This is a genomic window from Melioribacteraceae bacterium, from assembly GCA_019638015.1.
GTDB lineage: Bacteria > Bacteroidota > Ignavibacteria > Ignavibacteriales > Melioribacteraceae > JAHBUP01.
This window is the reverse complement of the sequence record JAHBUP010000001.1, coordinates 3,526,913-3,548,646: the sequence shown is the minus strand read 5'-3', so window position 1 is coordinate 3,548,646 and position 21,734 is coordinate 3,526,913. Positions and strand designations below refer to the sequence as shown.

The window sequence follows — 21,734 nt, the reverse complement described above, 5'->3', positions numbered from 1 at the left end:
AATTCACAATCTAAAATAATTGTATGAACGGATATTTCAGTTTCGAAAAGCTAAAATCAATTTTAACCTATGTTGAAAACGACCCACTAATTTTCAGTACCTCCCTTTTTATGATTCTATTTGCTGGAGTGCTGTTAATTTATAACCTTCTTCATAAGAATAAAAACCTTCGAATTCTATTTCTGATTTTCTTCTCGCTATACTTTTATTACAAATCGGCAGGATACTATTTCGGGATTATTATTCTTTCTGCTTTCGCAAACTATTATATTGGAAAATTTATTGCGGCGACAGAGAATTTTTCCATAAAGCGAATTTGGCTTTGGGGAGGCATTGCCCTAAATGTTGGCTTGCTATCATACTTCAAATACACAAACTTCTTAATACAGATTTATAATGATATTTCAAATGGGACTATTGAGCCTCTCGCAATATTCCTTCCAATTGGAATTTCATTTTATACTTTTAAGTCGCTGAGCTATATTTTTGATGTTTATCTGGATTTAATGCCCACCGCAAAAAGTTTGAGAGATTTTTCATTATATGTATTCTTTTTCCCCAATATACTTGCTGGACCAATTGACAGAGCCGCAGATTTTATTCCTCAAATAGATAATGAACCAGTCATTTCCAATGAAGATTTGGGAAGAGCTGTTTTTCTTATTTCCCTTGGGTTAATTAAGAAGGTGGTAATCGCTGATTATATCAGCTTAAATTTTGTTGATCGTATTTTTGACTACCCATTACGATATACGGGAATGGAAAATTTGTTGGCATTGTATGGATACACACTTCAAGTGTACTGTGATTTTTCGGGCTACTCCGATATGGCAATAGGGATTGCGCTTTTTATGGGTTTTAAATTAATGGATAATTTCAACTCTCCATTTAAAGCAACAAGTGTGGCCGAATTTTGGCGTCGTTGGCATATTTCATTAAGTAAATGGTTATTAGATTATCTTTTTAAACCAATGCAATTTAGCTTAAGACAGATGCAAATATTTGGCAATATGATTTCTCTTACAACTACTTTTTTGATTTGTGGTATATGGCACGGAGCCGGCTGGAATTTTATTTATTGGGGATTGTTGCATGGTATTTATATGTCGGTTGGTATTCTCCTGCAAAAACCTAAAACATACATTTACAAAAAATTAAAAATTTATAACACTCCATTTCTAAAGTTTTTCCAGGTTCTAATAACATTTCATCTTGTTGTGTTTTCATTTTTAGTATTTAGAACTCCTGATACCCAGATAATTAAGGATGTGATGAGTCAGATATATGAGTTTTTGCACCCTGAAGTATTCTTCCAGTTTGTGGAAGAAATGCCTGTTGTTTTTGCATTATTTGTAATAGGATATCTTTTCCATTTTCTCCCTACTGTCGTTGAAAAAACAACTTTAAAAATGGTTACTTGGTTGCCCTGGATTGGTAAAGCTGTGCTCCTTGCTGCAGTGATATGGATTGCCGCTCAATTCAAATCGGCGGATATTCAACCATTCATTTACTTTCAGTTTTAGATTATTTAGTTGAGCGAACTGATTATTGTTTGGACATGTGGTGATAAAGAGTAATGTTTAGCAATCAAAGAGATTTTCTAATTGCTAAAGAAATATGACTAAAATTGAGTAGAGTTAAAAAGTGGTTGTAATTCCAAACCTGTGTAAAGCACCTACAGAACCAAGGGATGAAAAACCGTAATCTACTGTGTAGCCGCTAACTAAAAATCCAAGCCCTAAATTAAATCCGGCTAACCCAGCTCCGGATCCAAGCTTGAGTTCCCTTCTTTTTTGATTATCATAACCAAAACGAAGTCGTAAGCTTTTGCCAAGTTTAAATTCAGCTCCTGCGGTTATATTTTTAAAACGGGAAGTAAAATTATCCCCCTTTTCATTTAATTTATTGAAGGACCAGTAGAATCTTAAAGGCATTCGTTCGAGTTCTTTTGAGAATCCTAATCTAATATCAATTGGTAAATCTTCTTTTAGATCAATATAGCTCGATAATTGTGAACCAAGATTAAGTACAGAAAAACCAAAACTTAACCGGCTTTCGGCGATTGTATAATTTAAACCCAAATCAACAGCTAATGCAGTAGAAGAATATTCAGCGATACCCGAATAGATAAACTTAACATTGGCGCCATAATAAAAATTACTATCCAGCATATTACCGTAACCAAGATAAAGCGCCATCTCACCGGCACCAAATTCACCCAAATTTTTACCAAACTCATCGGCTTCTGTAAATGTGCCATAATTTATATAGTTAATCCCGGCGCTTAACCGTCCCCAATCCTCAATTTTTTTTGATACTGCCACAGATGCTGAATTAATATCCATCAAGTGATTGAGATAGGAAAATGAGACGGGAGTTCCCTCTAATAAATTTATACCGGCCGGATTATAAAACATTACATTGGGATCATCGTAATTAGCCACGAAACTACCCGCTAAAGCCGCAGCTCTGGGACTCACATCCACCCTCAGAAAATTATAAGTACTTTGAGCAAAAATAGTAGTACCGGCAAGTATTACAGAAAGAATTACAAATTTTATTCTTGAGAACATATTTTTCCTAAATTGGTGGGTCATTTTAAAGATTATCATTTTTAAAGGCAAGGTTATTAAAAAGTTACAATTTTTTTAATTAAAAGAACGCCCAATTTGGCTTTTTGCGATGAGATAGTGGCGATATTCTTATACACCTATTGTTCAACTACTAACGCAATTAATAGTGGAACATAATATTATCAAATTTTGTTAGATTGCAATATTATTAAATAAAGAAAATAAGGAGATATATAGAAATGAATGGATTTAAAACGGCAATACTAATGGCATTAATGATGGTATTGTTAATGATAATTGGTAATATTTTTGGCGGACAAACAGGTATGATGATAGCATTCTTTATTTCTCTGGCAATGAATTTTGGATCATATTGGTTCTCCGATAAAATAGTTCTTAAAATGTATGGCGCACAACAGGTTACAAGGAATGACTCTCCCCAGCTTTACGACATGGTTGAGAAACTTTCCAGCCGCGCTGAACTACCCATGCCTAAAGTATATATAATGAATAATCCGGCTCCAAACGCATTTGCCACCGGAAGAAATCCTCAAAATGGGGCAGTTGCGGTTACTTCTGGAATAATGAGTTTATTAAATAAAGATGAGCTCGAAGGGGTGATTGCCCATGAGTTGGCTCATATAAAAAATCGTGATATTCTTGTGGGAACCATCGCGGCAACAATAGCTGGAACAATTACATACATTGCGCATTTTGCTGGATTTTTTGGCGGAAGAAGTGATGATGATGAAGGGACAAATCCAATTGTTGCGATATTGATGATGATTTTGGCGCCAATTGCGGCAATGTTAATTCAGATGGCGATCTCGAGATCACGTGAATATATGGCCGATGAGGGAGGTGCTCAAATTTCGGGTAAGCCGCTAGCGCTTGCCGGTGCGTTAAATAAATTGCAATTTGGAAACCAGAGAATTCCAATGCAAAATGCGGGTCAATCCTCAGCGCATATGTTTATAGTTAATCCATTGACTGGGAAATCATTTACAAAATTGTTTTCAACTCATCCACCAATAGAAGAAAGAGTAAGCAGATTGCAAGAAATTGCGTCTGGTAGAAGATAATAATAAGATTTGTTACTATTCCGATTTCTAATGTTTTTTGATCATATAATATTGGAACAGTTTTTTGGAATTTAATCAGAAACAGTGGATTTCGGAATAGTAGTAATTAGTTGTTGAAATTGCTGAATTCAATAAATAACTTTCACCTAACTTTTCAGCAGCCCGACTATATAAATTGAAGACTAAAATAATATTCATATTCTATCTTTTTACTCTCACATCTGTCTTTCCTCAATCGATCTCAAATTATCAAATAATTACAAACTTAATAGACCAATCTTTATTTGAATCAGCAGACTCAACAGACCTGGATAAGGAATTATCTTTAAACATATATTTACCGCAACCACTAGAAATTCTAAAACCCTATATCACTCAAAAGATGATAAAATATGGGTATAAGTTAAAATCTGTAACATCAGAAAATTTACAGTTATCATATTCCATATCAGAAATTAAAGTTGAATATGGCGAAACATTTGGAAATTTCTTTGGGGAACTTAAAACGGAGAGAACTATTATTTTAAAAGGATCCTACACCAAAATTAAGGATGGTTATATTTTTGAGCCAAAGGCATTTAATATTAGTAGTATTGATACAATTGGGTTAAATGAGTTTCAAAACATCGAAAATCCCACTATTCCATTTACACGGGGGGTTCCTCCAAGTATCTCTGTATATACAAACTTATTGGAACCAATAATTGTCGTAGGAACTCTAATCGCCACTGTTATCTTATTATTTAGCGTAAGAAGCAAATAGTCATAAATCTAAATTATTTTTCAAACAATGCTCTGTGAGCCATTTTTTACTTATTTTTGCAACACTATTTCATGAGGTCAAATTGCAGTTTATAAAGAAATCGGTTTTTGTTTTTTTAATCACAATTTTTATTTGGAATTGTTCCGGCTCTGTAGATACAACAAAATTTAACGCCGAGGAATATTTTAATTATGCGATGGAACTTTATAATCAAGAAGATTATGAAAAAGCTGTATTGGAGTTTCAGAACATAATTCTTCAATATTCGGGCACAACATTTAATGATGACGCACAGTTTTATTTAGGTATGACTTACTACAAAAGAGAACAGTATTTATTAGCTGCCTATGAATTCAGTAAGTTAATTAGGAATACCCCGGCGAGCGAGTTTGTACCATCTTCTCAGTATATGCTGGCAGAATCTTATTATCAATTATCACCCCCATATCAATTAGATCAAACCTATACAAAAAAATCTATTGAAGAATTTCAGGCATTTGTTGATTTTTTTCCGGCAGATCCCAAAGTTGAAGAAGCTGAGGGAAAAATAAAAGCCATGACAGAAAAACTAGCCGAGAAGGAGTATCAAAGCGCAGTTATCTATGAAAAGATGGATTATTCAAAGGCCGCAATTAAATATTATGGTTTGGTAGCTGATAGTTATCACGATACCAAATTTGCGCCAATGGCTCTATATGATAAAATTAAACTGCAGTTGAGTAAAGGATATATAAATGATGTGCTTGCTGATATTAGTGTATTCTTGAGTAGATACCCTGATAATTCTGTTTCAAAAGAATTACAGCAAATTGAAGTATCATTGCTGAATAAAAATTAGATTAATGAGAAAAAGTAAAAAAGTATCCGAATCCATTATTACAATGACCGAGCTGGTTTTACCGAACCATACAAATCAACTTGGTAATTTACTTGGCGGACAATTAATGCATTGGATTGATATTTGCGGCGCACTGGCTTCAGCAAAGCATTCCAATAGAGTTTGTGTAACGGCTTCGGTTGATAGAATAGATTTTCATCACCCAATTAAAACGGGGAATGTTGTAACTCTGATCGCCTCTGTTAATTGTGCTTTTAAAACATCAATGGAAGTTGGAGTAAAAGTATTTGCCGAATCACATCTTGCTGGAACAAAAATTCATACAAATACGGCATATCTTACTTTTGTGAGCGTTGATGAAAATGGAAAACCGATTGAGACCAATGAAATTATTCCTGAAACCGAAGAGGAAAAAAGAAGATTTAATGAAGCAATTCAGAGAAGAAAAAACCGTCTTTCGGACAGACCTTCATCTTAAATTTTTATTAACGTTATTATTACTTCCGGTAAGCATATCCGCTCAAGTACCCATAAACGGATTTGTAAAAACTAGCATTATTAAGCTTTCCGGGAATTATACTTCCTTATTTGCTACCGATTTTAATAAAGATGGTTATAGAGATTTACTTGTATTTAACCAAAATACTAAGCAGTATATTCCTATCATAACTTCTTCCGAAAATAAATATGTCCCAAAATATCCTCGAAATTTTCAGCATCCTCTTCATTCTTTATTTTATAGTGAAGAAAAAGGAGCCGCAGGATCTCAAACTGTCTCAACTTCACTGCAAAACAAATCATTCCAGGTTATGGATGTTGATAAAAATGGCAATACCAGATTGATTAGAAGTGTGAGTTTTGATGGGAGCCCCCGATTTATTGATGCGGCGGATATAAATCTTGATGGTAGAATTGAGTTTTTAACAGGCGGAAATTCAATAAATGGCTTTAAGATTATTAAAGAGAGAAAGAAAAATTTAATAGCCGAGACTTATGGGGAATCTAAAATATTTAGTGCTGCGAGTTTTATAGATTTAGATTATGATGGTTATAAAGATGTTGTTGCCTTTAATCCACTATCGAATTCATTTATCTTTTTTTATAATGATATGACAGGCGGATTTGTTGAACAGAGATCAATTGGTCTTTGGGAAGAAGTAAAAAATTTTAAGGCGCTCGATATAAATTCAGATGGATTTACAGATCTAGTATATTCAAAATATAATGGGGTTGAAGCGATTTTGGGTGATTCTGTCTCCTCTTTTCAAAGAAAAATATTTATTGAAACTACCTCAGAACCGTTAAACTATGTGGTTGGAGATTTCAATAGCGATGGATTTAATGATTTAGCATACATCCTGGTAAGGGACCGTGTTCTTGAAATTTGTTATGGAAAAAATCAGAATCAGTTCCATCAACCAATAAATTACTTGAGAAATAGAAAACTTTCCGACATAAATTCTTTTGTGGATAGAGGCGGAAGTAAATTGGCCATACTGTCTGACGAAATGGAACTTATACTTTTTGAAAGAGCTGCCTATGGAGAAGAAAAATTTTCATCATCATTTTTAAGTGGTGTCTCGGCCGTAGCAGAATTTGATTACTTAAATGATGGTTTTAATGATTTTATCTTTTATGATCAATCAAACAAAGCTTTGTCACTATTTCTTAATGAAAGAAGAAACTTATTTAGAACATGTTATTCATTTCCTTTATTAAATGAAGTTGACAATATATTAGTTGATGATCTGGATCCCACCGAAAAAACATTTTTCTGCTATAAAAAAGGAAAACGGTCAATAGAAGTAGTACGGTTTAATTTTAATAATCAAAAAATTAGTTCTCAAGTTTTATTTACCAAAGGGGAGATCGTTCAACTTAAAATCTCGCATGACCGGCTAAAAGATAGGCAGTCAATTTTTGCGCTTATACAAATTGCAGATAAAATATATTTAGAACAACTTGAGTTCAAAAACTTCCGGTTTGTTTCTTCAGGCGAAATATATATTGATGCAGCTCCCTTATTTTCTGATTTAATGATTAATGTATTCTTAGAAGTTTATTACATTTCAGTAAAAAATAGTATGGCAGGCTTGTATAAATCAATAATAGAAAGAAACAAACCAAAACCTATACTTTTAAAGAACCTTACTTCAACAAACGATTTTAAAATATATTCATCAAAAACTGCCGACAGATTGATAAATAGAGCTAAACCATTTTTACTGCTGTTGAGTAAAAAAAATAAACCCGAACTGCAGATTCTACTTGATAATAAGTTTAAGACGTTTTACCCAAAATATATTCCAGAGGTCAATACTCCAATTTATTCAAGAATATTAGATATTAATGGTGAAATAATATCTTATTACAGAAGCGGGAAGAAGATTGTGGAAATAAGGTATAACACGAACAACCAAAAGTTTACGGAAAAGTCTATATTTGAAACAACTGATGAAGGGTTCTTTTATATCACCCAAAATATGAGTCCTAACAGTTTTCTTTTCAGTTCAAACAAAATTGAAGGCACTATAACTATTAAAAAGTTTTAATGAAAAAGTACATTTTTATAATCTTAATAAATACAATTCTAAACGCACAAAATTTGGATTCATTATTCAATGTGGTTGTATCGATGCATCCGAATAGTGGATTTATAAAAGCTCCTTCTATTCAGAACTTCGAGCAGACCAAGTGTAATTTTGGTGCTGTTAATTTTGTAAAGGCTAATTTAAATTTATTTAGTGCAGATCAAATCTCAATACTCAGTAAGATATTGCAGAGACCCTCAAGTGATACAAGTATTGTTTCGCCATCGGGAAAATTCCGGATACATTATAAAAAGAGTGGATTTGATGCTCCGGGTTATGATCTGAATGAAATTATGAAATCGGCAGATTCAGTTTATAATTATGAGGTAAATAAACTTGGATATCCTCCTCCGCCTAAAGATGGGGTTTCGGGGGGTGATGATAAATATGATATTTATATTTTAAATCTATCGAGTGGATTATATGGTTACACCGAGTTTGATACCCAAATCGGCGAGAATAAGTATACATCATTTACAGTAATTGATAATAATTATTCACAAGGTTATAATACTACTGGAATTGATGGAGCGAGAGTAACAATTGCGCACGAGTTTCATCACGCAATTCAAATTGGCAATTATGGATTTAGATCCGCCGACCAATATTATTACGAGATAACTTCAACTTCTATGGAAGAATTCGTTTATGATTCTATTAACGATTATTATCATGAAGCCGCTAATTATTTTCTCCGTCCTTTCAAGTCACTACCACTCAATAATGGTTATAATCTAGCTGTCTGGAATATATATTTAAAAGATAGGTTTGGCATCAATGTAATTAAAGAAATATGGGAACAAATTGAGACAAAGGGAGCGGCGGTTGCGATGAGCAACGTAATTGTTTCAAAGGGTTCTACTTTCAAAGAGGAATTTAATAAATTTGGTCTGTGGACATATTTTACAAACAGCAGAGCAGTCCCCGGAAAATATTTTGAAGAAGCGGCGAGCTATCCTTTATTAAGAACTAATATTGGCATTAGTTTAGGAAATACTGAACAAAGGGTTATGATTAATTCTGAACCAATATCAAATAACTTTATTCAAATTACTGATGATCTTGTTTCACCAAAAAACAATATTATTGCAATTATTACTAATTCGGATATTGAAAGTTCAATGAAGGATTCCAAACCCGGAATTGAGTTTAACTACAGAATTGCTCGAAATAATATTAATGGATTTAGAAAAATAGTTGATAGCTATTATTCCAAAATAGAAAGCCAGAATAATTCCTTCTTGGCTGAAACGAATATCTTTAATAATATTCCCGTTAATAACGGAGAAATTATCACAGACAAATTGGAATATGCTTTCCCTCAACCTTTCTATCATAGCAAGCACAGCGCAATCTATTTTCCAGTTCAGGAGAACAATTATAATTCCGCTGAATTAAGTGTTTTCACAATTGATATGAATCTTATTTTCAACTCGACCAGCATGATAATTGGTGGAGAAAAATTAGTATGCAGCTGGAATGCCCGCGATAATAATGGGGATCCGGTTAAATCGGGGGTTTATATTTATGTAACCAATGTTGATGGAAAAATATTAAAAGGAAAATTTGTTGTCTTTAACTAACAGCTATAATATTAGAACCGAAAAGTTGGTTAAATACTTTGGTCGAAGATTGATATTTAACGATCTCAATCTCGAATTCGACTCGGGTAATATTTATGGTGTTTCCGGACCCAACGGTTCTGGAAAATCTACCTTCGTTAAAATTATTTCAGATTTAATTTCACCCACACGCGGTAAAGTGCTACATATCTTGAATGACAAAAAAATAGTGTCGGAAAATATTCACACTCATCTGGGTTTTGTTTCCCCCTATTTATTTTTATATGATGAATTTACCGCCGAAGAGAATATTAGTCATTTTGCTAAAATTCGAGGTGTTGAGACTTATAAAGAGTACACAGACCAACTATTTAATGATTTTGGCTTGTTCGAGAGAAAAGGTGATTTAGTAAAAGGTTATTCGTCCGGAATGAAACAGAGGCTCAAATTTATTTTTGCTTTATTTCATAACCCTCAACTTCTGATATTTGATGAGCCCACATCTAATCTTGATAACTCAGGTAAAGATATAGTTTATAGAAAAATTACAGAAGCAGGTAAAAACTGTTTAGTAATTGTCGCATCAAATGAAGAAAACGATTTAGCTCTCTGCTCCACAATTATAGATTTAGAAAAATATAAAAAGATAAATTCTACAAAATGAAAAGCATTGCATTATTTCTCAAAGATTGGCAATCTGAACTTAGAACACGATATGCTATAAACGCGTTGGCTATGTTTATACTTGTAACAATAAGTGTAATAATGTTTTCTATCGGTAGCGAAAAAATTAACGAATATCTAACCGGCGGGTTATTTTGGATAGTAATTTTCTTTTCTGCGATGTCCGGTTTATCACGGGCATTTGTATCAGAGGAGGAGAGAGGAACAACATTAACACTGCAATTAATAGCATCCCCCTCAACAATCTTTTCGGGAAAGTTAATATTTAATCTTATTCTGGTGTTCATGATGAACCTGTCAATCACATTTTTATTTGTGATTTTATTTGAATCGTTTATAATTAAAAGCTGGGGATTATTTATACTCTCCCTAATTTTAGGAAATATCGGGATTGCGGTTTCCTCAACAATAATTGCGGCAATTATTGCAAAAGCCAGTTCGAAGGGTACATTATATCCGGTACTCTCCTTTCCAATCTTATTACCACTAATCTTAATACTTCTTGAGCTAACTAAATTTAGCTCTGATGGAGCTTCAATAAACTTTGCTTCCACAGAATTACTCGTACTGGTTTGTTACGATGTAATTATGGGAACAGCCTCATATCTACTATTCGATTTTATTTGGAAGGATTAATTCTCCTAAATATTCCTAAGGTTCAAATGCAGTTTGGGGTTATCTTCTTTAAATATGGTAAACCAAATTGCAATAAGTACCTGGAATAGTGTAGTAACTATAAAATAAATTAATGTGGTTTCTGAATTTTTGAATAAAATCGCAATTTTAGTAATAATTGTAATCTCATAAAACAAAAGTATCAAATGAAAAATATTAACTCTGGATGTTGCGGCAACAAAACGAAGAGTGTACAATAAGAATACAATTAAATTAAAAAACTTGCTTATAGCTATACAATGTAAAAAATATATATTTGGACCAAATAAAAGCAAAATATAAAGTAAGATCATTAATGATGCCAAGGCATAGAATATTTTTTTATTAACTACGATATACTTAAGAGAAAAGAAATTTAATATTGTAAAAAGAGCCAAAATTTCATTTGAACTTAATACTCTAAAATTTGCTAATAAAATAACCATAGGATCAGCGAGAGCTATAGTATAAAAGTAGAAAAATAACTTAGAATTAGCCTGCCGGATCATTGGCATCGCCCAGGCTATTATAGACATAAAAAGTATAATAATTACTATTTGTGGTTGGTTCATCTTAACATTTACAAATTATTTATCAAATATTTTTTTTGAATTTGTGAACTTGATTGCAAATGAAATAAGTTCCGGCAAAGTTCTGATGTCCAACTTAAGCATAATTTTTGATCTGTAATAGTCTATTGATTTTTTACTCAAGCCCACTAAAGTTGCAATCTCATTACTGGTTTTACCGGTGCTAAGGTATTCTAAAATCCTTTTTTCTTTGATAGTCAAATCTATAAGATTTTCGATGTCATCGGTAGCCATCATTCTATATTTCTTTTCCAATTCCTTTAGCTTATTAGTAGTGTAATTTTTCCCGAAATACTTTTCACCATTGTAAATAGTTTTAATGGCATATATCAGTTCCCCCTTAACAACATTTTTACCGAGAAGACCCTTTCCACCCACTTTTAAAGTCTGGTAAATATATTCCTCCCCTTCAAACATCGTTAAAAATAATGCTTTTACTTCTCTATCCTTTAGTTTAATTCTTCTGAATGCGTCGACGCCATTTAATTCGGGCATAGAAATATCAACAACAATCAGATCAGGTCGTTTGGAAAAATATTTCTCAATAAGTTCAACGCCATTTTTTGCCTCATCAATTATTAGTATGTCTGTAACATCGTCGAATAATGAGATAATCCCGCTTCTAAAAAGCTTATGATCATCTGCAATAATTACTGAGATAGGATTAGCTTGTTGCATATTTTAACTCTCTAATTGGTAGTTCTGCAATTATTAAAGTTCCAGTGTCGCTGGATGATTCAACTTTAAAAATTCCACCCAGAGCTTCAATTCGTTCCATCATATTAAATAAGCCCATTCCTTTTTCATTTCCTCTTTTTTTTATGACTTCTTTAAAGTCAAAACCAGTTCCATCATCAGCGATTATCAATTTCAAATGTAATGGTTCAAAAATCACCTGTACACTAAAATTAGACGCATTGGAATACTTGATCATATTGTTCAGTGCTTCCTGAACAACCCTAAAAACAGTTATCTCAAGTTTATTCTCTATTCTTACTTCTTTACCAACCACTTGAAACTCTGACTTCACGCCAGAATGGTAGGTGGTTCTATTTACTAAGTTGCTAATCGAAACACCTAATCCTAACTCTTCCAACAATTTTGGCTTTAATGAATAGGAAATGTTTTTTAATTCAGAAATAGCTTCTTCCAGACTAACAATCGCATCATCTATTTCATGATGTTCTAGTCCATTATCCCTATCCTTAAGTTTTAATAAATTTATCCGAAGTAGGGATAAATTTTGTCCAATACCATCATGTAAATTTCTCGCAATTCTTGTTCTTTCATCTTCAATTGACGATTGAATGTGATCAGATAACTCTCTTAATCGTTTTTGATAATGAGTCATTCTATCTTCAATTTCGACCAATCCAGTTATATCTCTAAAAAACAGTTGAGCAAATTTTAATTCCGCCTCCCCTCTAAGGAGAAGCAAATAATAACGGTCATTTAGTTTTGTGGTATGAGAAATATTACCATTTATATCTATGAATTTTTTAAGATCAAAATTAAAGAATGGAAGAAACTCGTCAATTTTTTTGAATTTCAATTCACTCTGTTGAAAAACTTTTAATGCAGCATTATTTGATTCTATTATCTTGCCATCAGAATCTATTCTTAAGAGGGGATCCGGATCAAGTTCAGCAAATTGAGCCATTAACTTTGCTGATCTTAATTCCAATTCCTCTTTTTCTTTGATTAACGTATTGGTTATAGGGTTTACAACTACTTTATAAGTGAGAACCAAAATTAAAATGAAAACCAAAATAACAGCCGCTGAAATATAAATTGGATTCCCGAGGCTCGAGAAGGAACTCCACAAATCTAATGATTGCCCCTGGAATAAAAGAATGGCACTGTTTATTGGTCCGATCAATGTTTTCATTCGCCCACATTTCTAGAACAAAACAAATATAATATAATTTAAGTTTGAATGCTCGCCTTCAATTTCCCCACATAAAGCAATCAAGCTATTGGTTTATTCACTCTTGTTTAGTTAAATTTGAACAGATAACCATTGATCATTAATTATAATTTAATTTTTTAGGAAGCTCAACTTGTTAAATTGGGATGTAAGCCCGGATATTTTTGCAATTGGTCCATTTGTGATTAGGTGGTATGGTTTACTTTTTGCTCTCTCATTTATGACTGGTTTCCAAATAATGAGTGTGATATTTAAGAAGGAGCAACGCTCCGATACTGATTTGAATGATTTGGTTTGGTATATGATTTTAGGAACTGTGCTTGGTGCCAGAATAGGGCATTGCATGTTTTATAACCCCGCCTACTATTTGAATCATCCCCTCGAAATTTTACAAGTCTGGAAGGGTGGACTTGCTAGCCACGGAGCGGCTATAGGTATAATAATAGCGATCTTGCTTTTTGTGAGTAGAAGAAAAAAATTCACTTTCTTATGGTTGATGGATAGAATTGTAATTACAGTTGCGCTTTCCGGCTTTTTTATAAGGATGGGTAATCTTTTTAATTCTGAAATAATTGGCAAACCAACTAATGCCGAGTGGGGATTCGTATTTACAGCAATTGATAATGTTCCCCGGCATCCGGCCCAGTTATATGAAGCAATTGCCTATCTGTTAATTTTTATTTTCTTAATTGTTATTTATCTTAAGAAATATCAAACTCTCAAAAACGGCTATTTGTTTGGCATTTTTCTGATCACCGTTTTTGGATTTAGATTTTTCGTTGAATTCATTAAAGAGAATCAAACTTATTTTGAGGAAGATTTAACATTAAATATGGGACAAATTTTGAGCATTCCTTTAATTATTTATGGGATTGTGCTGCTATTCATTAGTAATAGAAAAACGCTTAATCAATAATAGAAAGACTCACTATGTATCAATTCTCTAAAAGAACACTCATTTCACTTTTAATTTTTTTCTTCAGTATTCTTTTTGTTCAATGTAAATCCAACAATGTACCAAATGATTTGAATTCTAAAATGGATGATTCACTTCTATTTGCGGGTGAGACCAATTTCAAGAATATAAAACAACTTACTTTCGGTGGAAATAACGCAGAAGCATACTGGAGCTTCGATAATAAGCAGCTTATATTTCAGAGTGATTGGAGTAAGATAAATAACCAAGGATGTGACCAAATTTATATAATGAATGCTGATGGATCACCTGTAAATGATTCAACACAATATCAATTGGTATCTACCGGCAAGGGTAGAACAACATGCAGTTATTTTTTGCCTGACGGAAAAATAATTTTCGCTTCAACTCATGAGGGGGGACATTCATGCCCCGAATCTCAAATGTTTAGTGGCGGCAGATATGTGTGGCCATTATTTGATTCATATGATATTTATGTTGCGGATTCTGATGGAAAAAACACAAAAGTATTAATAGGGGGCAAAGGATACGATGCCGAAGCCACAGTTTCACCGGATGGTAAATTTGTTATTTTTACATCTACACGCTCGGGTGATATTGAATTATGGAGATATGAGATTTCGACTGGGAATTTGCTTCAATTAACAAATGAACTCGGTTATGATGGCGGAGCTTTTTTCTCACAAGATTCAAAGAAAATTGTATGGCGCGCAAGCCGTCCACAAGGCGAAGATGCTGACAATTATAAAAAATTATTAAAAGACGGATATGTTGAACCAAAAGCGTTGAATATATTTATTGCTGATATTGATGGCTCAAATGTAACGCAGGTAACAAATTTAGCTGGAGCTAACTGGGCGCCCTATTTTCATCCATCGGGTAATAAAATACTCTTTTGCTCAAATCATCATACAATTGATAAAGGGGGAAGAATTTTTAATATCTTTATTATCAATACTGATGGCTCTAATCTTAAACAAATTACTTTCTCGGATACATTTGATGCTTTCCCGATGTTTTCGCATGATGGCAAAAAAATAGTTTTTGCCTCAAACAGAAACACAAAAAAAATACCCTCTAGAGATACTAATGTTTTTATTGCGGACTGGGTTGATTAGTTAATTATTTCTTATTTGATAAATAAAGATGACAGAAAAAGAATTTGCGTCAAATTGGGTTGAAAAAATTAAAGAGGAATTAAAAGTATTCCCCGATGATTTTATGAGTAACTGGAAAACAGAAGAAGTAAAACTTCCGCCCAAAACTCTGTTTTTGCCCTCTCCATTATTTAACAGCTATCAAATAATTGATGATGCCGGAGAGACTTTTTTTTCAACAGATGAACACTTTAAAGCAAAATTTATAATGTATGCTAATAGATATAAGCCGAGTATTGTGAAAATTCCGGTTGAAGATTTACACGTCTATGAGGCAGTCCGTGATTATGAAAAGCATCTGGATTCCTTCCTAAAAAAAATGGAAATAGACTATAAGCAAAATTTTCAAAACCCAAAGGGATTTAAAAGAATATCCATTCAAATATTTAATACTCTAAATCTAATCCGCTATTAAATTGATTGAATTAAGCAGTAATATTAAAAATTACATTCTTGAAAATTTTGGAGAAGACTACCTTCAAAAGTATCAAGATTATTTTAACAGCAATTATAAAAGTTACCTCCGCATTTCACGATCTAAAAATTCAGACAGTTTAATAAGTTCGTTGCATGAATATGGAATTGAATTATCGGCTATACCAAACATTCCCGAAGCTTATAAAATAAATGTCGGCGAAAATATTGTAGGTAAAACCCTAGAGTTTGTTTTGGGTCAATATTACATACAAAGTCTCTCCTCAATGATTCCTGCATTGGTATTAAACCCCGCGGAAAATGATGTTACGTTAGATATGTGTGCGGCACCCGGTTCAAAAACAACGCAATTATCGGAGTTGATGAATAATAGAGGTACACTTGTAGCAAATGAGATTTCACTCGAGCGAATGAAAAGTTTGATTTTCAATCTAGATAAAATAAACGCAATGAATACAGGAGTTCTTAAAGGTAAAGGTGAACTTTTAAGCAAGATTTATGATAATTACTTTGACAAAATTTTAGTCGATGCGCCATGCAGTGCTTTGGGAATTGTTCAGAAAAAAGGGGAGGTGAGTAATTGGTGGGATGTTAAAAAGGCAGAAGCTCTCTCCGAACAACAAATTAGACTGCTTGTTGCCGCTATTAAGATGGCAAAGGTTGGAGGTGAAATTGTTTATTCAACATGTACCTTATCACTGGAAGAGAATGAATATGTGGTGAATAAAGTATTAAATAAATATCCAGTTGAATTGTTGGAGTTCGATCTTCCAATAAAATCAATTGATGGATTTACAAAATATGCGGGAGAGCACTTAAATGATGAACTCAAAAAAACTAGAAGAATTTTACCCTGGGATAATCACTCGGAAGGTTTCTTTGTTGCCAAGCTAGTTAAGACTGATGATACAGAGGCAAATCAAAAATACTCTCCCAAAGAAAAGAAGCATGAGTTTATAAGACATACCCAACCCAAAATTCAAATATACCTAAAGGAAATTTCGGAAAGATTTGCAATACCTTACCAGGTCTTCGAAAATTATAAGTACATAAATAAAAATGGTGATGTTTATTTTGTCGATAGAAATTGGAATGGGGGAATAATAGAAAATTTTATGAGAATTGGTTCAAAGCTTGGATCAATAGATAAAAGAGATAAGTTACAAATTCACACCGCGGCGGCACAGTTGCTGGGAAGTAGCGCACAAAATAATTGTGTTGAAATAGATAAGGAAGAATTGGAAATCTATTTTGGCGGCGGAATTATTCGCAAAGAATTTATGCCTTTTGGGCAAAAGATTGTTTTATATCGAAACCAGGTTATTGGAACTGCGTCTGCGTCTTCTGAGGGATTAAAAAGTCAATTTCCACGAGCTTTCCGAACACAAGAAATAATTTTCCCGAAATAAAAAAGCCCGGCGTAACCGGGCTTTACACTTCAAACAAACAACAACTAAATATCAAAGTACATTTCGTATTCAAAAGGTGTAGGTCGTAGAGCCGCAGGTTTTACTTCTCTTGCGGTTTTATAATTTATCCAGGTGCTAATTACATCTTTTGTAAATACGTCACCTTTCAATAAATACTCATGATCATCAGCGAGGGCTTGAAGCGCACTTGCTAATGAATCGGGTGTTGATGGAACGTCTTTTAACTCTTCTGGAGACATATCATAAATATCTTTATCGAGAGGATCACCGGGATCAATTCTATTTAGAACTCCGTCAATTCCCGCCATCAGAATTGCCGAGAATGCTAAATATGGATTGCTCGAAGGATCGGGGCATCGGAATTCAACACGTTTTGCTTTAGGATTATTTCCGTAAGGAATACGGATTGAAGCGCTTCTGTTATTTGATGAATAGGCTAAGTTAACTGGAGCTTCAAATCCCGGAACTAACCTTTTGTAAGAGTTTGTAGTTGGATTTGTTAAAGCTAATAATGATGGCGCATGTTTGAGTAATCCGCCAATAAAGTAGAGGGCCGTTTCACTTAATCCTGCGTAACCGCCGCCGGCAAATAAAGGTTTTCCCCCATTCCATAAACTAACATGAACGTGCATACCACTTCCGTTATCACCAAAAATTGGTTTAGGCATATAGGTAACCGTCTTTCCATTCTTTACCGCAGTATTTTTTACCACATACTTAAACATCAATAATTGATCTGCCGCTCTGAGTAATGGTTTATATTTCATATCAATTTCGCATTGACCACCGCTGGCTACTTCATGATGCTGGGCTTCAACTTCTATTCCGACACTAATAAGATTTTCAACCATCTCATTACGTAGGTCCATCAATTTATCAGTTGGGGGAACCGGGAAATAAGCTTCTTTGTAGCGAGGTTTGTAACCCAAGTTTGGTCCCTCTTCGCGTCCCGAATTCCATTTACCTTCAATTGAATCAACTTCAAAAAAAGCAAAGTTTGGACCTGAATCAAATTTAACATCATCAAAAACGAAAAATTCTGCTTCGGGACCGAAATAGGCTACATCAGCCAAACCAGTTGATTTTAAATATGCTTCCGCTTTCTGAACAATGTTACGGGGACATCTTGAATATTTTTCTTTTGTAGCGGGTTCATAAACATCGCAAATTAATGATAGTGTTGGGGAAGCAATAAAAGGATCAACAAACATTGTATTCGCATCTGGAATGATTAACATATCACTTTCATGAATATGCTTCCAACCGCGAATGGAAGATCCATCAAAGCCCAATCCATTCACAAAAGTATCTTCACTAAATTCTTGAACCGGAATTGTAAAATGCTGCCATTGTCCCGGAAAATCCATGAATTTGAAATCAATAAATTTTATGTTGTTTCCTTTTGCGAAGGCCACAACATCTTTGGGGGTTAATGCGCTCATTCTGACTCCTTTTTTGATTGTATATTTAAACTTGTCGTTTCTTTAATAACCGAGAGAACAAAACTTGTTACCGTACGTGTAACGCCCTGCCACGATTGAATTTTACTGAGAAGCGCCTCAAGTGTTTTTGTGTCTTTAGCTAACACTTTTAAAACGTGCGAACCTTCCCCAAGAGTGGAGTAGCATTCTAAAATTTCGGGAGATTTTTTGATATGTTCGGCAAACTTATCATAATATTTCGATGATTCCATAATCACAGTAACAAAAGCCATTAAATCATATCCAAAAGAGTGACGGTTAAGTTTTGTAAAATAGCCTTCAATAATTTTGTGTTCCTCAAGTTTTTTCAATCGATCGCTGAGTGAAGGAATTGAGAGTCCAATAGCTTCCGCCAATTCACTTCTCTTGGTTCTTCCATTTTCCTGGAGAATTCTTAAAATTGTCAAATCTAATTCGTCTAGCATGTTTTCACTTAATTTATTTAGGAAATTGTTATTTAATAACTCAAAATATAAGGTTGGTTGCTAATAAATGCAAATTTTTGATGAAAAATTATTTCATTTTCCATTTTAGTGAATTTAGGTAGATTTGACCTCGTTCATTATTCCAATAATCGATTCAAAACTTAGGTGAGCATAGGTATTCCCCCAAATACGTTCAACATTCATAAAAATAGTGATTGGGCAAATGAGAAAACTATTATTAAACTTTTATGTGATCGGCATTATTCTTTATTCTGTTGTCTATTCTCAAAATATAGATTACCGAGTCTACTCTGCAATTAATCAGGTTAATCAGGATACTTTAGTTGAAAATCTGAGAAAATTAACTGGAGAGGTACCAGTAACATTATTGGCAGGTCCCGTATTAATTAGTTCGCGCCACAGCTCAAATGTTGGGAATGCTTATGCCGCCGCTTGGTTAAGAAATAGAATGGTCGGATTAGGCTTAAATACCTATACTCAGGATTTTGAGAATAATGGACAAAATATATATGCAGTTCAACCCGGAAAGGAACTGCCCAACCAGCAGGTTATAATTTGTGCCCATTATGATAATATGCCATTTTCAAATATTGCGGCTGGGGCAGATGATAACGCAAGCGGTACTATTGCGGTTCTCGAAGCCGCGCGCATTCTTTCTAAATTTAAAACAAAGTACACAATTATTTATGCTTTTTTTGATCATGAAGAGCAAGGACTTTTAGGAAGTAAATATTATGCGCATCAAGCATACTTAAGAAAGGATAGTATAATAGCAGTAATCAATTTAGATATGATTGGATACGATGGAAATAATGATTCCAAAGCAGGGCTCCATGTAAGGAATTATGGTAAATCTATTGATTTGGGAGAGACGATTAAAACCGTGAATAAAAATTATAGTACCGGTTTAAATCTAATTTTAGAAAATCCCGGAAGTCTGGCAAGTGACCATGCTTCTTTTTGGGGTTATTTTATCACAGCAGTTATGCTTATTGAAGATTTGTACACTGATAGAAATCCTTGGTATCATACATCTGCGGATCTTATTGATAAAATGAATATACCCTATTATTTAAAGTGTACGAAACTTGCAATTGGATCGCTTGCAAAAATTGCTGAAGTATTATCTGAAACCCATGTTACAGCAGATATTCCAAAAAAATTCGAGTTGTATCAAAATTATCCAAATCCATTTAATCCAACTACAACAATTAAATATTCACTCGATGAAACAATGCAGGTTAAGCTTGTGGTTTATGATCAACTGTCGCAGGAATTAGCAGTTTTGGTAGATGCTCCTCAAAATTCCGGCAATTATGAAGTATCTTTCAGAACCGATAAATTAAATATTTCAAGCGGTATTTATTTTTACGCTTTGTACGCCAATAATTCTATTAGTGTTAAAAAAATGGTTGTTACTAAATAATATTAAAACGCAATTTCTCTAACTGTTCTTTAAAGTGATTATTGGTTTGATTTAGTTTAATTGTATAATTGTTAAACTCTCTTCTGACGCGATAATTTTTTCTTAGTAAATCAAAATGTTTTTTTCTTTCAAACTCAGTTTTATCAACAGCTTCAAATAGTAATTTGTGATCTTCGGCTATCGGGTAAATCTGATTAGTTACATAATTTAATAAATGTTCAAGAGAATCCATGTCACCAGAATCAATTATGGGATTTGCAATTTCTGGATATCTGGGTTCCCATCCAATTGGCACCCCTAAAAAATTGCACAACTTATCATAAACGTATTTGGTGCCGTTTAATTTACCTTCTAACGAATAACCAGCAATATGTGTAGTTCCTATATCAATATTGCTTAGAATTTCTGAATCAAAATCGGGTTCGAACTCCCAAACATCCAAAATGGTTGAATTATTATTTGTGGATATAAAATTTCTTAGTGAATTTGTCTCTACTACTTCCCCTCGTGCGGCATTAATAAAAATAACATTTTTCTTTAGTTTCGAAAATTCTGTTTCAGAAAACAAATGATGAGTTTTATCGATACCATTCATATTCAGCGGAACATGTAAGGTTATTATGTCACAATTTAGAATTTCCTCGAATGAATAATTCTGAAAATTTTTATCCCTTCTTGCCAGCGGTGGATCGTTACACAAAACATTAAAACCAATCGCTTTGGCAAACCGCGCAACTTTACTCCCCACATTGCCGCATCCTATTACGCCAAGGTTTTTATTCTTGAACCGTAAATTATTTTCAACAAATATTTTTGATAAAGCTGTGATAATATACTCGGCAACTGAATAAGCATTGCACCCGGCGGCATCATCAAACTTGATATTCAATTTTGCTAAACAATCTTTATCAACATGATCTGTTCCAGCAGTAGCCGTAGCAATATATTTAATTTTTGTCCCGGCTATAAGTTGTTCGGTTACTTTTGTAACTGAGCGAATCAATAAAACATCAACATCGTTTAACATCTCATTTGTAATTGATCTTCCAGCTACAAAGTTAACTTCGCCGAGAGATGAAAAAGCTTCCTTAGCCTGAGGTATGTTTTCGTCAACCAGAATTTTCATAGTAGTTAAAATTAGTTTTGGCAAATTTAGAA

At 33.5% G+C, this 21,734-nt stretch carries 21 protein-coding genes; 14 read left to right on the top strand and 7 right to left on the bottom strand.

The annotated features are described in order from the left end of the window. The first annotated feature begins 23 nt into the window (after positions 1 to 23). Positions 24 to 1,523, top strand: coding sequence for an MBOAT family protein (locus KF816_15190; GenBank protein MBX3009364.1), 1,500 nt, complete (start codon positions 24 to 26; stop codon positions 1,521 to 1,523). 114 nt (positions 1,524 to 1,637) lie between these two features. On the opposite strand, the gene porQ is transcribed toward KF816_15190, so the two are convergent. Beyond that, positions 1,638 to 2,573, bottom strand: a complete 936-nt coding sequence (porQ, locus tag KF816_15185) for a type IX secretion system protein PorQ (protein MBX3009363.1) — start codon at positions 2,571 to 2,573, stop codon at positions 1,638 to 1,640. A 239-nt stretch (positions 2,574 to 2,812) separates the two neighbouring features. Here porQ and htpX point away from each other — a divergent pair, with 239 nt between their 5' ends. From htpX to KF816_15145, 8 genes are all read left to right on the top strand, one after another. After that, a complete protein-coding gene (gene htpX / locus KF816_15180; protein MBX3009362.1) occupies positions 2,813 to 3,655 on the top strand; it encodes a zinc metalloprotease HtpX in 843 nt (280 codons plus the stop codon). 175 nt (positions 3,656 to 3,830) lie between these two features. After that, positions 3,831 to 4,418 carry a hypothetical protein gene (locus KF816_15175; protein MBX3009361.1) on the top strand — a complete coding sequence of 196 codons (588 nt, stop codon included), beginning with the start codon at positions 3,831 to 3,833 and terminating at the stop codon, positions 4,416 to 4,418. Between the two features lie 91 nt (positions 4,419 to 4,509). Next, on the top strand, positions 4,510 to 5,256 hold the full coding sequence (gene bamD, locus KF816_15170) for an outer membrane protein assembly factor BamD (protein ID MBX3009360.1): 747 nt from the start codon (positions 4,510 to 4,512) through the stop codon (positions 5,254 to 5,256). Positions 5,257 to 5,260: 4 nt separating this feature from the next. Next, positions 5,261 to 5,734 carry an acyl-CoA thioesterase gene (locus tag KF816_15165; protein ID MBX3009359.1) on the top strand — a complete coding sequence of 158 codons (474 nt, stop codon included), beginning with the start codon at positions 5,261 to 5,263 and terminating at the stop codon, positions 5,732 to 5,734. Further along, positions 5,682 to 7,808 carry a VCBS repeat-containing protein gene (locus tag KF816_15160; protein MBX3009358.1) on the top strand — a complete coding sequence of 709 codons (2,127 nt, stop codon included), beginning with the start codon at positions 5,682 to 5,684 and terminating at the stop codon, positions 7,806 to 7,808. Before KF816_15165 ends, KF816_15160 begins: the two co-directional genes overlap by 53 nt. Continuing rightward, positions 7,808 to 9,430, top strand: coding sequence for a hypothetical protein (locus KF816_15155; protein MBX3009357.1), 1,623 nt, complete (start codon positions 7,808 to 7,810; stop codon positions 9,428 to 9,430). The genes KF816_15160 and KF816_15155 overlap by 1 nt, the downstream gene beginning before the upstream one ends. Next, entirely contained in the window at positions 9,417 to 10,073 is a 657-nt protein-coding gene (locus KF816_15150; protein ID MBX3009356.1) for an ABC transporter ATP-binding protein, read from the top strand. Before KF816_15155 ends, KF816_15150 begins: the two co-directional genes overlap by 14 nt. Next, positions 10,070 to 10,729, top strand: a complete 660-nt coding sequence (locus KF816_15145; protein MBX3009355.1) for a heme exporter protein CcmB — start codon at positions 10,070 to 10,072, stop codon at positions 10,727 to 10,729. Before KF816_15150 ends, KF816_15145 begins: the two co-directional genes overlap by 4 nt. 5 nt (positions 10,730 to 10,734) lie before the next feature. Here the strand turns inward: KF816_15145 and KF816_15140 are convergent, their stop codons facing one another. From KF816_15140 to KF816_15130, 3 genes are read right to left on the bottom strand one after another with little or no spacing between them, the layout of a single operon-like run. Further along, on the bottom strand, positions 10,735 to 11,319 hold the full coding sequence (locus KF816_15140; GenBank protein ID MBX3009354.1) for a hypothetical protein: 585 nt from the start codon (positions 11,317 to 11,319) through the stop codon (positions 10,735 to 10,737). Positions 11,320 to 11,334: 15 nt separating this feature from the next. Further along, positions 11,335 to 12,015 (bottom strand): response regulator transcription factor, encoded by a 681-nt coding sequence (locus KF816_15135; protein ID MBX3009353.1) that lies wholly within the window; start codon positions 12,013 to 12,015, stop codon positions 11,335 to 11,337. Further along, positions 12,002 to 13,225 carry a hypothetical protein gene (locus KF816_15130; protein MBX3009352.1) on the bottom strand — a complete coding sequence of 408 codons (1,224 nt, stop codon included), beginning with the start codon at positions 13,223 to 13,225 and terminating at the stop codon, positions 12,002 to 12,004. Before KF816_15130 ends, KF816_15135 begins: the two co-directional genes overlap by 14 nt. 172 nt (positions 13,226 to 13,397) lie before the next feature. Between KF816_15130 and lgt the strand changes: the two genes are divergently transcribed. Genes lgt through KF816_15110 form a run of 4 tightly spaced genes read left to right on the top strand, consistent with a single transcriptional unit; the run spans position 13,398 to position 17,202 of the window. After that, positions 13,398 to 14,180 (top strand): prolipoprotein diacylglyceryl transferase, encoded by a 783-nt coding sequence (gene lgt, locus KF816_15125; protein ID MBX3009351.1) that lies wholly within the window; start codon positions 13,398 to 13,400, stop codon positions 14,178 to 14,180. Positions 14,181 to 14,194: 14 nt separating this feature from the next. Then, the gene (locus tag KF816_15120) at positions 14,195 to 15,319 is read left to right on the top strand and encodes a PD40 domain-containing protein (protein MBX3009350.1); all 1,125 of its coding nucleotides are present in this window, start codon (positions 14,195 to 14,197) and stop codon (positions 15,317 to 15,319) included. A gap of 28 nt (positions 15,320 to 15,347) precedes the next feature. Continuing rightward, a complete protein-coding gene (locus tag KF816_15115) occupies positions 15,348 to 15,773 on the top strand; it encodes a hypothetical protein (protein MBX3009349.1) in 426 nt (141 codons plus the stop codon). Between the two features lies 1 nt (position 15,774). Then, complete coding sequence (locus KF816_15110; protein ID MBX3009348.1) at positions 15,775 to 17,202, top strand: NOL1/NOP2/sun family putative RNA methylase; 1,428 nt, start codon at positions 15,775 to 15,777, stop codon at positions 17,200 to 17,202. 44 nt (positions 17,203 to 17,246) lie between these two features. On the opposite strand, the gene glnA is transcribed toward KF816_15110, so the two are convergent. Both glnA and KF816_15100 read right to left on the bottom strand, forming a co-directional pair. After that, the gene (glnA, locus tag KF816_15105; protein MBX3009347.1) at positions 17,247 to 18,665 is read right to left on the bottom strand and encodes a type I glutamate--ammonia ligase; all 1,419 of its coding nucleotides are present in this window, start codon (positions 18,663 to 18,665) and stop codon (positions 17,247 to 17,249) included. Next, a complete protein-coding gene (locus KF816_15100; GenBank protein ID MBX3009346.1) occupies positions 18,662 to 19,129 on the bottom strand; it encodes an Lrp/AsnC family transcriptional regulator in 468 nt (155 codons plus the stop codon). The genes glnA and KF816_15100 overlap by 4 nt, the downstream gene beginning before the upstream one ends. Before the next feature lie 223 nt (positions 19,130 to 19,352). Between KF816_15100 and KF816_15095 the strand changes: the two genes are divergently transcribed. After that, positions 19,353 to 20,576: a M20/M25/M40 family metallo-hydrolase gene (locus tag KF816_15095; GenBank protein MBX3009345.1), complete on the top strand. Its 1,224-nt coding sequence runs from the start codon at positions 19,353 to 19,355 to the stop codon at positions 20,574 to 20,576. Here the strand turns inward: KF816_15095 and KF816_15090 are convergent. Further along, complete coding sequence (locus tag KF816_15090; GenBank protein ID MBX3009344.1) at positions 20,569 to 21,702, bottom strand: 4-phosphoerythronate dehydrogenase; 1,134 nt, start codon at positions 21,700 to 21,702, stop codon at positions 20,569 to 20,571. The two genes, KF816_15095 and KF816_15090, sit on opposite strands and share 8 nt — an antisense overlap. Positions 21,703 to 21,734: the final 32 nt, after the last annotated feature.